The organism is Acidovorax sp. DW039, from assembly GCF_037101375.1.
Taxonomy (GTDB): domain Bacteria; phylum Pseudomonadota; class Gammaproteobacteria; order Burkholderiales; family Burkholderiaceae_C; genus Acidovorax.
Genome location: NZ_AP029019.1, coordinates 2,895,001 through 2,907,637, shown reverse-complemented (window position 1 = coordinate 2,907,637; position 12,637 = coordinate 2,895,001). Strand labels below are relative to the sequence as shown.

Below are 12,637 nucleotides of genomic sequence, written 5' to 3'. Positions count from 1 at the left end.
TTTCTGAATAAGCGCAAGCAGCTATCTTCTTGATAGCATCTTATTGACGAATCTATTGTCTGCCAAGCCTGCGCATTACCGTGCGCAGGGGAGGGCAGCGAAAAGAGGAATCGCATCATCATGAAACATATCATTGCCGTCTTGCTGGAGAACGAACCCGGTGCGCTGTCTCGCGTGGTGGGCCTGTTTTCTGCCCGTGGATACAACATCGAATCTCTGACCGTAGCGCCTACGGAAGATGCCTCCCTGTCTCGCATGACCATCCAGACCACGGGTTCGGATGACGTGATTGAACAAATCACCAAACACCTCAACCGCCTGATTGAAGTTGTCAAGGTTGTGGACCTCACAGAGGGCGCCTACACCGAGCGAGAACTCATGATGGTGAAGGTGCGTGCGGTGGGCAAAGAGCGCGAAGAGATGAAGCGCATGGCTGACATTTTCCGTGGTCGCATCATCGATGTGACCGAGAAAAGCTACACCATTGAGCTGACCGGCGACCAGTCCAAGAACGACGCCTTCCTGCAGGCCATTGACCGCGCTGCGATTCTCGAAACCGTCCGTACCGGGGCCAGTGGTATTGGCCGTGGCGAGCGCATCCTGCGGGTTTGAGGCTTTTCTCCATTCCCTATTTCATTTTTGACAACCTATTTCAACCGGAGCAACCCATGAAAGTTTTCTACGACAAAGACTGTGACCTGAGCCTGATCAAGGGCAAGACTGTTGCCATCATCGGCTACGGCTCGCAGGGCCACGCCCATGCACAAAACCTGAACGACAGCGGCGTGAAGGTCGTGGTGGGTCTGCGCAAGGGTGGCGCCTCGTGGGACAAGGTCGGCAAGGCTGGCCTGACTGTGATGGAGGTCAACGACGCAGTGAAGGCTGCTGACGTGGTCATGATTCTGCTGCCCGATGAGCAGATCGCTGAGGTCTACAAGAACAACGTTGAGCCCAACATCAAGCAAGGTGCCTCCTTGGCATTTGCTCACGGCTTCAACGTGCATTACAACCAAGTTGTGCCCCGCGCCGATCTGGACGTGTGGATGGTGGCTCCCAAGGCTCCCGGTCACACCGTGCGTAACACCTATACCCAAGGTGGTGGCGTGCCACACCTGGTGGCTGTGCACCAGGACAAGTCCGGCAAGGCCCGTGACTTGGCCCTGAGCTACGCCATGGCCAACGGTGGCGGCAAGGCCGGCATCATTGAGACCAACTTCAAGGAAGAAACCGAAACCGACCTGTTCGGCGAACAAGCCGTGCTGTGCGGCGGTGCCGTCGAGCTGATCAAGATGGGTTACGAAACCCTGGTTGAAGCTGGCTACGCTCCTGAAATGGCCTATTTCGAGTGCCTGCACGAGCTCAAGCTCATCGTAGACCTGATCTACGAAGGCGGTATCGCCAACATGAACTACTCGATCTCGAACAATGCCGAGTTCGGCGAGTACGTGACCGGCCCCGAAGTGATCAATGAGCAGTCCCGCGCCGCCATGCGCAATGCTCTGAAGCGTATCCAGAACGGCGACTACGCCAAGATGTTCATCCAGGAAGGCCGCCTGAACTACCCATCGATGACAGCCCGCCGCCGCAACACGGCCGACCACAGCATCGAACAGGTGGGCAGCCAGCTGCGCGCGATGATGCCCTGGATTGCCAAGAACAAGCTGGTCGACCAGACTCGCAACTGATCTTCGGCTGTTGCTTGCATAAAAGGGTCACTTCGGTGGCCCTTTTTGTTTTTGCAAGAGGTTCAGATAGAGGCGCTACACTGATTCCCTTCCAGCCGCTGCTGCGGAGAGGCGTGATGCATAGCGCATCACGCTACAAATATAATAGCTGCTTGCGCTTATGTAACGGGCGCTGGGGATATCTTTAATGCAAGAAGGCCACAAGCCCACCGACGCTGCAGGTGTGATCGTTCGCAAGCGGCGCAAGGGCATTTACATCCTGCCTAACCTCTTCACCCTTGCTGCCCTGTTTGGCGGCTTTTATGCCATCGTGATGGCCATGAATGGGCGTTTTGACATGGCGGCTGTGGGCGTTTTTTGTGCCATGGTCCTGGACAGTCTGGATGGCCGCGTCGCCCGCATGACCAATACCCAGAGTGCATTTGGCGAACAAATGGACTCGTTGTCGGATATGGTTTCCTTTGGTGCTGCACCAGCCCTGATAGCGTATGAATGGGCTTTGCATAGCCTTGGAAGATGGGGTTGGATTTCTGCCTTCGTTTACTGTGCCTGCGCGGCATTGCGGCTGGCACGTTTCAACGTCAACACGGGGGTTGTCGATAAGCGCTACTTTCAGGGGCTGCCCTCGCCAGCGGCTGCGGCTCTGGTTGCTGGTTTCATCTGGTTGATGACGGAGTTGGGAGTCCAGCCTGGCCAGGACAGCTGGCTCGAATGGTCGCAGATCACCTGGACCATGTTCGCTTTCACGCTGTATGCGGGACTCACGATGGTGACCAACGTGCCTTTCTACAGCTTCAAAGACATTCAGATGAAGAAGAGCGTGCCTTTCGCTGCCATCGTTCTGATTGCCTTGGCCATTGCCATCGTCAACATCCATCCCCCCATCGTGCTGTTTGGAGTGTTTGTGCTTTATGGCATCAGTGGATATGCCGTGTACGCATGGCGCAAGGCCAAGGGTCAGCACAGCAGCGTGATCAGCATCTCCACAGACGAGCCTGACGAGCGTGGGCTGCACAAATGATCAGGGCGGTCGTGCGTGACTTGTGCTACATTGCACCGCATGAATATGTTTGCACTGGCCCTACTGCTACCTCCCCACGGGCGGAGACGGTAGGCGCACGCGCACACTTTTCCACAAAGGCCCGTATGCACCCGCAACGGGCCTTTTTCATTGGTCGACAGTTTTTGAGCTTTGCGGGCTAACCCCACCAGTACCAGGAGAAACGACATGGCAGACAAACTCGTTATTTTTGACACGACCTTGCGTGATGGAGAGCAGTCTCCCGGCGCTTCCATGACCAAGGATGAAAAGCTGCGTATCGCACGTCAGCTTGAGCGCTTGAAGGTGGATGTCATCGAAGCGGGTTTTGCAGCCAGCTCCAATGGAGATTTTGAGGCAGTGCAGGCGATTGCGAACGCCATCAAGGACTCCACCATCTGCTCCCTGTCCCGGGCAAACGACCGCGACATTTCTCGCGCAGCGGAAGCGCTCAAGGGTGCCAACTCTGCCCGCATCCACACGTTCATTGCGACCTCTCCGTTGCACATGGAGAAGAAGCTGCGCATGACACCCGAGCAGGTGCTGGAACAGGCCAAGCAGTCTGTGCGTTTTGCGCGCAACCTGGTAGGTGATATTGAATTCAGTCCGGAAGACGGTTACCGCAGCGAACCTGATTTCCTCTGCCGAGTGCTGGAGGCCGTGATTGCCGAGGGCGCAACGACCATCAACGTGCCTGATACGGTGGGCTACGCAGTCCCCGAGCTGTATGGCAATTTCATCAAAACCCTGCGTGAGCGCATTCCCAATAGCGATAAAGCGATCTGGTCTGTGCACTGCCACAACGATTTGGGTATGGCTGTGGCCAACTCATTGGCGGGAGTGAAGATTGGTGGCGCACGTCAGGTGGAATGCACCATCAACGGCCTGGGGGAGCGTGCGGGCAACTGTTCTCTTGAAGAAGTGGTCATGGCGATCAAGACGCGCAAAGACTATTTCAACCTTGATCTTGGCATAGACACCAAGCACATCGTGGCGGCCAGTCGCATGGTGAGCCAGACCACCGGTTTTGTCGTGCAGCCAAACAAGGCAGTGGTAGGTGCCAACGCTTTTGCTCACGCTTCGGGCATCCACCAGGATGGTGTGCTCAAGGCGCGCGATACCTACGAAATCATGCGGGCGGAGGATGTGGGCTGGACTGCCAACAAGATCGTGCTCGGCAAGCTCAGTGGTCGCAACGCTTTCAAGCAGCGGCTGCAGGAGTTGGGTGTCAGCCTCGAGAGCGAAACGGAAATCAACACTGCGTTCACGCGATTCAAGGAACTCGCAGATCGCAAGAGCGAAATTTTTGACGAGGACATCCTTGCCTTGGTCAGCGACGAGAGTGTGACCAGTGAGCGGGAGCAATACGGGTTTGTATCGCTTTTCCAGCAAAGCGAAACAGGTGAGCAACCCCGGGCACGTGTAGTGTTCACGGTAGATGGCGTGGAGGTCCATGGCGAATCTGTGGGCAATGGACCTGTGGATGCATCTCTGAAAGCCATTGAATCGCACGTGAAGAGTGGGGCAGAGATGGTTCTTTATTCCGTGAATGCGATCAGTGGCTCCACTGAAAGCCAAGGCGAGGTCACTGTACGGCTGCAAAACAGTGGCCGGGTTGTCAACGGCGTTGGTTCCGACCCGGATATCGTGGTTGCTTCTGCCAAGGCCTATCTCAGTGCGTTGAACAAATTACAAAGTAAAGCAGACAGAGTCGCTGCTCAGGGCTGAGCAAGCCTCCTATAATTGAAGCAATTTCATTAAAAGTCGTGCAAGGTGTTGATCTTGCGCGACTTTTTTTGGTTCTGTACACTGCACTACATTTACTAACGTTTGGAGCACACCGATGCACCATCGCCTTCGCGCAGCAGTGAGCCAGGTTGTTTCAGTCCTGGGTTTCGTCGTCATCAGCTCTGCGCTGCTTGTGCCCTCTGCGCATTCTTCAGAACGCAAGCGTGCTCCCACTAAAAAGGTGGCCACTTCCGCCACAACGTCGACAAAAAAGGCGGCTGACTCTCGCCGGGTAGCGACTTCATCCAAAGTCATTGATCGAAGTGCCAAATCTCGAACGCGTGTCACTTTGGCTGCGGTAGAGCCGCGAGCAACCAAGGCAGCTCTTGCGAAGGCTGCTATCGTTCCTGCAAAGCTTTCTTTTGGCCAGATGGCGGGCCTGCATGAAGTCTCTGATCCGCTGGATCTCAAATCCAGCGTAGCCTTGGTAGTTGATCAAGACACCCACGAGGTTTTGCTCAGCAAGAACGACCATGCAGTTCTGCCGATCGCGTCGTTGACCAAACTGATGACTGGGCTGCTGATCAGTCAGGCTCACCTCCCGATGGACGAGCCCATCACGATTACCCAAGACGATGTTGATACGGAGAAGGGAAGCCGGTCCAGGCTGAGTGTCGGCACCACATTGACACGAGGGGAGTTATTGCACTTGGCTTTGATGTCCAGCGAGAACAGGGCTGCACATGCTCTGGGTCGTACCTATCCGGGTGGTCTGAGTGCTTTCGTCGCTTTGATGAATGCGAAAGCCAAGATGATTGGAATGACGGACACCCGTTATGTAGAGCCCACAGGGCTTTCAAGCCAGAACCAGTCAAGTGCCCGGGATCTGGCGACGCTGGTCAACGTGGCGCATGGAGACCCTCTGTTGCGTGAGCTTTCGACTTCACCCAGTTACGAGGTGGCCGTAGGACGCAAGACGTTGCAATTCAATAATACGAACGGCTTGGTAAAGAATCCGACCTGGGATATCGGTCTGCAAAAGACGGGCTATATCTCTGAAGCTGGTCGCTGCCTTGTCATGCAGGCCGAGATTGCAGGCCGAAAACTGATCATGGTGTTCTTGGACTCTGCCGGCAAGTTCAGTCGATTGGCTGACGCAGAGCGCGTGCGGCATTGGGTCGAATCTGCTTCTTCCCTTGGTTCGGGCAAAAAGATGCTCGCTAAGGGTGGCAGTACCAATGGCTGATACGTTGCGTCGCTTTTCTTTAAAGTCCCATTAATAAAAGCCCTGGTTCGGAGCCATCCTTACCAGGGCTTTTTGTTGTTCGGGCGTTTCTACAGGGGATTAATTTCTCACCCTGACGACTGGCGTGTTATCGCTGTTTGCAAGCGATGTATCTGGAGAGTAGCCCAGTGCAGAGGAAATCTCCTGGGCAGTGGCTTGGAGTTTTGCAAGCCACCCTTCATCCAATCTGTCCGCTGGCGCTGAGATGGACAGCCCTGCCACGAGCTTGCCTTGGTCATCGTAGACGCCAGCAGCCATGCATCGCACGCCCAGTTCCAACTCTTCATTGTCTCTGGCTATCCCATATTGCCGGGCCTTGGCCAACTCGCGCTCAAGTATCGGAAGTTGGGTAATGCTGTTTCTGGTGTGTCCAGCCAGGCCGGTACGGGTAGCATAGGCTCTTACTCTTTGGGGGTCATCCAAAGCAAGGAAGAGCTTTCCGGTCGATGTCAGATGCAACGGAGCCCTGCCACCAATGGCTCTAACCACCTGCATGCCAGATCGTTCACTGTAGGCACGTTCGATATAAACAATTTCGTCCCCTTGCCGCATGCTCAAGTTCACTGGCTGCTGTATCAGCTTGTGCAAGTTGCGCATGGGAGCCAACGCGGCGTCTCGCACGCTCAGTCTTGCTTTCACCAAGTTTCCCAACTCCAGCAGGCGCATCCCCAATCGGTAGCTTCCCGATTCCGGCCTGTCTACAAATCGGCCAATCGTCAGGTCATTCAGAATGCGATGGGTGGTGGACGGATGAAGCCCAGTTTTCTCACTGATTTCTTTCAAAGAAATCGCTTCCTCACGGGATGCCAAGACATCAATCAAGGTGAACATCCGCTCGAGCACCTGAACGCTCGGCTTGGCGGGAAGATCAGAGTCAGATTTTTTCATGTGCAACTAAGCCGCAAAACTCATTGCATCTTACCTTGTGAAATGAGCGGTCCGCTCAGCTGGACTCTGTGCGATGCCAAGCACCTTCAACAAGAACCTCATGCGGGAGAAAGCGCGATTTGTAGGCCATCTTTTGGCTCTCTTTGATCCAGTAGCCTAAGTACACGTAGTCGAGCCCAAGTGTCCGTGCCTGTTCAATTTGCCACAGGACGTTGTATGTGCCGTAGCTGCAATGTGCGTCGGGTTCATAAAACGTATAAACCGCAGAAATTCCATCAGCCAGAACATCCAGGATGGAAACCATCTTGAGATCACCTTCGCCATCGTCCGCTGTCGGCTCTCGGAACTCCACCAGGCGTGAGTTGACTCGGCTCTGCAGCAAGAATTGGGTGTACTGATCTACGTTGTCCTGGTCCATACCCCCGCCCGCATGGCGTCCTTTTTGGTAGCGTTGATAAAGACGGTAGTGTTCTTGCGAAAAGTAAAGCCTTGAGATGTATGCCTTCAGACCGCTGTGTTGGGTCAAAGCACGTCGTTGACTTCGATCTGCCTTGAACTCTTTAGCAAGTACCCTGAGAGGCTGGCATGCTTGGCAACCGTCACAGTAGGGGCGATAAGTGAACATCCCGCTTCGCCGAAAGCCTTTACCAACCAACTCGGAGTAAAGCTCGTTCTGTATCAAGTGGCTAGGGGTGGCTACTTGGGAGCGGGCTAGCCTGTCAGGTAGGTAGCTACAGGGGTAGGGGGCTGTTGCGTAGTACTGCAGCGCTCGCAGAGGGAGATCGTTGAGCTGTGTCATGCTGAACTGGTGCGGTCGATCAAGAGTTCAGACCAGTATACGGACTCAAATTTCCAGGTGAAGCTATCTTGCTGCCGCTGTTGTTGCACTCTGTCCAAGAAGATGTCCCGTGGAATTTCTCGGGCACCTAAGGACGCAAGGTGACGAGTGTTTTGCTGGCAGTCGATCCAAGGGACTTGGTTACGCCGTGCAATACAGACAAGCGCTGCTAAAGCAATTTTGGATGCATCTGTCTGTCTGGAGAACATGGATTCACCGAATACCGCTTTTCCTGATGCCACGCAGTACAAGCCGCCTGCGAGTTCGCCGTTGATCCACGTTTCGATACTGTGGGCATATCCTTTGCGATGCAGTTCGCCGTATGCCATTCGCATCTCTGGGACTATCCAAGTGCCACGCTGACCTGGGCGTTGAGTAGAGGCGCAGGAGTGAATCACTTCATCGAAAGCGAAATCAACCCTGATGCAGCAATTTGGGTCTCTACGGAACTTGACCAATGTTTTTTTCAAAGAAGGATGCAACTTAAATGCATCCACGTCCAGAACCATCCGAGGGTCTGGAGCCCACCACAGTATGGGTTGCCCTTCACTGAACCACGGAAAGGTGCCCTGTGCATAAGCCTTCAACAACGATGTTGCTTCTAGTGATCCCCCCGCTGCCAGCAATCCTGGTGCAGGTGTGTCAGGCCCCCATGCCTCACCGGGAGGCGGAAATTCAGGATCTTCAGGTAGCCATAGAAGTGGCGGGGGATCTGACTCGTGAACTGGCATATGGCTCTGACTGAGTGAGCAAATCTTTGAAGCACCTGTGCAAGGGTATCAGTGATGCAGTGGAATCTAATGTACCGTCTGCACAAGTTGCTCCTATGAAGATAGGATGATGCTGGCTAGTAACGGACAGGTAAAAAAAAACCCCACATCTGAGATGTGGGGTTTATGTGGCTCCTCGACCTGGGCTCGAACCAGGGACCTACGGATTAACAGTCCGGCGCTCTACCGACTGAGCTATCGAGGAATAATCGGTAAAAAATGCCTTGCTAAGATTTGCAAGTGCTTCAAATTTTTGGCTCCTCGACCTGGGCTCGAACCAGGGACCTACGGATTAACAGTCCGGCGCTCTACCGACTGAGCTATCGAGGAACAAGACTTAGATTATATACACAAAAATTCGAACCCCTCAACAGTTGCCCAAAAAATCTGACGTTCTGTCCATCAAGTTGATTTGTATGTACCCGAGTGGATCAGGTGGAAGAGGGCCTAGAGGTCGGCCGTGTCTTGTAGAACTGCAGTGGCGCTTCTTTGTACTGATTCAGCACACTTCGCTTGATTTTGCCTACCACGTGCATCTCGCAGGGCTTGCAGTCAAAGCGCAATGTCAATTTCTCTTTTCCATTGATCAGCATCAGTGGTTCAGCCTTCACGGTACCTTGTACGCCAGTGACACCCTTGGCTTGCTTCGGACAGAGACTCATGGAAAACCGCACACAATGCTTGGTGATCATGAGGCTTACTTCCCCTTCTTCCTCATGGGCCTCGTAGGCGGCATCGATCACTTTCACGCCATGTCGCGCATAGAACTGATGTGCATTGTGGTTGAACACATTGCCCAGAAAGCTGAGGGTTTCTTCGGGATAAGGTACCGGTGGTTCTATGGGCCGAGCCCTTGGCAATCGTTCGAACTTTGCCGATCGCGCTAACTCAAGCTGGGCCAGTGCCTCTCTACGCATAGCGTTGATGACGGAAGCTGGCACAAACCAAGGGTGAGAAAACGTGATGGCTATCTCGATTGCCTGGAAGATAGTCGCTCCAAACCGCCCTGCATTTTCGCGCAATGTCGTCTCAGCCTTTGCTGGATCATCAGCTGTCTGATGGGGATGGCGCGCTTCTGCTGCGCCTACATTGCCGTCCTCGTCGGTAAGCACTAGACGAAAGCCGTCGTTGGTCTCTAGAAGTTGCGCCCATAGAGCGATCCGGCGGTCACTGGACTTCTTCTCCAGAGTACGAACCCAAGCCATGTCTCTATTGCGATTGATCTCGGTTCCTTTACGAAGATCCTTGAAGCCACTCATATCGTCTTTGGGATAGACACGCCACTGGCCAATACTGTGGCCTGATAGAGGCTCCGCGATGTTGATCGCCATGCCCACAAGCTCTTTGTGAAGGTCGTAATAGCAAAGGCCATCGCCGTTGTGCAGAACGGTAGATGGATCGTTCAATTCCAGTTCCACGTAGTCCGCACTTATCTTGGTCACCCAGCCTATTGCTTGCCCCGGGTTCTTGGGACTATCAAAGGCGCCGATATCCTGCTTGCGCCCGGTCACAAAATAGTCGGTGAATTCTCTGTTGAAGTTTTGGAGCGGATCGGGCGTGAATGTGAATGTCGTACGCCCGCTGGACGCTCGTGCCAGCGGTTGGCCTGTCTCACGCTCTTCAATGATTTCGTCGAGAAGCTTGCGGTAATGGGCCGTAATGTTCTTGACGTAACCCATGTCCTTATAACGGCCCTCAATCTTGAAGCTACGTACTCCGGCATCGATCAGCGCCCGCAGGTTGTCCGACTGATTGTTGTCTTTCATGGAGAGCACATGCTTGTCATGTGCTATGAAGCGGCCTTGTGCATCCGTGACTTGGTAGGGGAGACGGCACGCTTGGCTGCAATCTCCCCTGTTTGCGCTGCGACCGGTTTGAGCGTGACTGATGTTGCACTGCCCGCTGTAAGCAACACATAACGCTCCATGGATGAAGAATTCAATCGTAGCTCTTTGGGGTGAGTCCACAGGGCCAAGTGAGCGGTGGATTTCTGCAATCTGTTGAACAGTTAATTCTCGTGCGAGCACGATCTGTGACAGGCCAACATCCTGAAGAAAGCGTGCCTTTTCTGGGGTGCGGATGTCAGTTTGCGTACTGGCGTGCAACTGTATAGGAGGCAAGTCGAGTTCTAGCAGCCCCATGTCTTGAATGATCAGTGCATCGGCGCCTGCCTCATAGACTTGCCAAGCCATCTGCCGTGCGGACTCAAGCTCATCGTCCCGCAAAATTGTATTCAGTGTAATGAAAATACGGCTATTGAACTTGTGGGCATGGCTCACCAAGCGTTCAATGTCGCGTATGTCATTGCCTGCACTTGCTCTGGCGCCAAATGCAGGGCCACCGATGTAAACGGCGTCAGCTCCATGGTTGATCGCCTCAATGCCGATTTCTGAGTTGCGCGCAGGAGAGAGTAATTCGAGTTGATGGGGCAGAAGTGACATTCCTCGATTATCCCTCGTACCCACGTTTTCGCCCGTCTGGACTTCACCCGGTTCAATAGACACCTATCAAGGTCGAAATTGAACTGGAGAGTGAGAAATGAAGAGAGTGCGATACCCGGCGGAGTTCAAGGCAGAAGCCGTCAAACAGGTGACTGAGCGTGGTTATGGGGTAGTGGATGTAGCCAAGCGATTGGGCGTGTCGGACAAAAGCCTGTACCTGTGGGTGCGGCTTGCCAAAGAGCAATCGAGCGCAGGGGGCGCAGAAACAAGCCAGCTCAAGGCAGAGGTATTCCGGCTCAAAGCGGAACTCAAAAGGGCTAATGAGGAGCGTGACATCCTAAAAAAGGCCGCAACGTACTTTGCCAAGCTGGCCGGGTGAAGTGCGCATTCATGGCCTAGCACAAAGGCCAGTTCCGGCTCAGCAGCATGTGCCGCGTTCAGCGCGTACAGCGCAATGGCTATTACGCTTGGAAGGCCAATCCAAAGTCCAAACGCGCTTTAGCCGACGATATCTTGCTGGCAAGAATTCGGCAATCCTTTGACGACAGCCATGGGATTTGTGAAAGCCCACGCATTCTGCGGGACTCGCGAGAGGACGGTATGGCGTACGGCCAAAACGTGTAGCACGCCTGATGTGCCAGGCCCAACTGCGCTCAGTGCGTGGATACAAGCGACCTCGCTACCGAGTCGGCCTTCCTGCGACTGCAGTACCGAACCGTTTGCGACGTGAGTTCACGGTCACGCTGCCGAACCAAGTGTGGGTCATCGACATTACCTATATCCGAACCCATGAGGATTGGTTGTACCTAACGGCCGTAATTGACCTGTACTCGCGCATGGTGGTCGGCTGGGCAATGAACGCCAGCATGGTTACAGAGTTGGTGTTGGATGCGCTCACGATGGCTATGTGGCGCAGGCGCCCAACGGGCCCGGTGATGATCTATTCCTATCAAGGAAGTCAGTTTGGCAGTGACGACTTCGCCCGCTGGTGCAAGGACAACAAATTGGTGCCAAGCATGAGCCGACGTGGAAACTGTTGGGACAACGCGGTGGCAGAGTACTTCTTCAGCAGCTTGAAGAAGGAGAGAGTCAAACGCCATATCGATGCCACCAGGCAAGACGCCAAGTCAGATGTGTTTGACTACATCGAAGGTTTTTACAATCGAATCCGTCGGCACAGTCACCTAGACCAACTGAGTCCGCTGGTATTCGAACAACTCCGAAACGGAAGTTGAAATATGTCTACGAAACCGGGTGAAGTCCACCTCCTCAGTTTTAAGTGGGGCATAAGTGAAGCTTATGCTGCTGTGTGCCCTTGATTGGTGCAAAGTGCTGGCATGATGTGCTGCCGTTGCACCCATCTGGTACGGCTTTTCTTTTCTTGGAGATTTTGATCGTGTTGCGTGCTACTTCCGTTTCTCATTTTCCTGTTGCTGTGCTGGTTGGTCTGGTGACGAGTGCTTGGTCTGTAGGTGCTAGCGCTCAAGACGCTCAGGTGGTAAAGATCGCTCATGCGGGTCCTGTGTCTGGCGGAATTGCTCATATTGGCAAAGACACAGAGAATGGAGTTCGTCTCGCAATTGAAGATCTCAATGCTCAGAGCCTTGTGATCGGCGGCAAGAAGATCAAGTTTGAAATTGCGGCAGAAGATGATGCCGGTGACCCTCGGCAGGCAACAGCGGTAGCGCAGAAGCTCTGCGATCAAAAAGTCGCTGGAGTCGTTGGTCATCTGCAGTCTGGCACTTCTATTCCAGCTTCTGCCATCTACGCGAAGTGTGATCTGCCCCATATCACTGCTTCTGCCTCCAATCCTGATTTGACCAAGCCAGGGCACAAGACCACTTTCCGTTTGATTGCCAATGACAACGCTTTAGGTGCTGCTCTGGCTTTGTTTGGAGCTGATCACTTGAAAGTCAAATCTGTAGCCATCATTGATGATCGGACCGCCTACGGGCAGGGCGTA

General features: G+C 54.0%; 10 protein-coding genes, 2 tRNA genes and 1 pseudogene (1 of these 13 cut by a window edge). 7 read left to right on the top strand and 6 right to left on the bottom strand.

What is annotated here, in order from left to right; translation table 11 throughout:
* Window positions 1-120 precede the first annotated feature (120 nt).
* The 5 genes from ilvN to pbpG all read left to right on the top strand — a co-directional run bounded on the left by ilvN (window position 121) and on the right by pbpG (window position 5,698).
* On the top strand, window positions 121-612 hold the full coding sequence (ilvN, locus tag AACH87_RS12925) for an acetolactate synthase small subunit (RefSeq protein WP_338794858.1): 492 nt from the start codon (window positions 121-123) through the stop codon (window positions 610-612).
* 56 nt (window positions 613-668) lie between these two features.
* Entirely contained in the window at window positions 669-1,685 is a 1,017-nt protein-coding gene (ilvC, locus tag AACH87_RS12920; RefSeq protein WP_338794857.1) for a ketol-acid reductoisomerase, read from the top strand.
* A 187-nt stretch (window positions 1,686-1,872) separates the two neighbouring features.
* Complete coding sequence (gene pssA / locus AACH87_RS12915) at window positions 1,873-2,706, top strand: CDP-diacylglycerol--serine O-phosphatidyltransferase (protein ID WP_338794856.1); 834 nt, start codon at window positions 1,873-1,875, stop codon at window positions 2,704-2,706.
* 207 nt (window positions 2,707-2,913) lie between these two features.
* Window positions 2,914-4,452, top strand: a complete 1,539-nt coding sequence (locus tag AACH87_RS12910; RefSeq protein WP_338794855.1) for a 2-isopropylmalate synthase — start codon at window positions 2,914-2,916, stop codon at window positions 4,450-4,452.
* Window positions 4,453-4,567: 115 nt separating this feature from the next.
* The gene (gene pbpG / locus AACH87_RS12905; RefSeq protein ID WP_338794854.1) at window positions 4,568-5,698 is read left to right on the top strand and encodes a D-alanyl-D-alanine endopeptidase; all 1,131 of its coding nucleotides are present in this window, start codon (window positions 4,568-4,570) and stop codon (window positions 5,696-5,698) included.
* A gap of 99 nt (window positions 5,699-5,797) precedes the next feature.
* Here pbpG and AACH87_RS12900 read toward each other — a convergent pair whose 3' ends face one another.
* The 6 genes from AACH87_RS12900 to AACH87_RS12875 form a co-directional block, all read right to left on the bottom strand.
* On the bottom strand, window positions 5,798-6,625 hold the full coding sequence (locus AACH87_RS12900; RefSeq protein WP_338794853.1) for an IclR family transcriptional regulator: 828 nt from the start codon (window positions 6,623-6,625) through the stop codon (window positions 5,798-5,800).
* Window positions 6,626-6,680: 55 nt separating this feature from the next.
* Window positions 6,681-7,424, bottom strand: coding sequence for an arginyltransferase (locus tag AACH87_RS12895; protein WP_338794852.1), 744 nt, complete (start codon window positions 7,422-7,424; stop codon window positions 6,681-6,683).
* Window positions 7,421-8,194 (bottom strand): leucyl/phenylalanyl-tRNA--protein transferase, encoded by a 774-nt coding sequence (gene aat / locus AACH87_RS12890; RefSeq protein ID WP_338794851.1) that lies wholly within the window; start codon window positions 8,192-8,194, stop codon window positions 7,421-7,423. Before aat ends, AACH87_RS12895 begins: the two co-directional genes overlap by 4 nt.
* 168 nt (window positions 8,195-8,362) lie before the next feature.
* A tRNA-Asn gene (locus AACH87_RS12885) sits at window positions 8,363-8,438 on the bottom strand.
* Window positions 8,439-8,487: 49 nt separating this feature from the next.
* Window positions 8,488-8,563, bottom strand: a tRNA-Asn gene (locus AACH87_RS12880).
* Window positions 8,564-8,664: 101 nt separating this feature from the next.
* Window positions 8,665-10,674, bottom strand: coding sequence for a U32 family peptidase (locus tag AACH87_RS12875; protein WP_338794850.1), 2,010 nt, complete (start codon window positions 10,672-10,674; stop codon window positions 8,665-8,667).
* Between the two features lie 97 nt (window positions 10,675-10,771).
* Between AACH87_RS12875 and AACH87_RS12870 the strand changes: the two are divergent.
* Window positions 10,772-11,909: pseudogene (locus AACH87_RS12870) on the top strand (IS3 family transposase).
* A gap of 200 nt (window positions 11,910-12,109) precedes the next feature.
* A protein-coding gene (locus AACH87_RS12865) for a branched-chain amino acid ABC transporter substrate-binding protein (protein ID WP_338798946.1) crosses the window boundary here: on the top strand, window positions 12,110-12,637 show its beginning. It continues 588 nt past the right edge of the window; only the first 528 of its 1,116 coding nucleotides appear in the window; the start codon lies at window positions 12,110-12,112; the stop codon falls past the right edge of the window.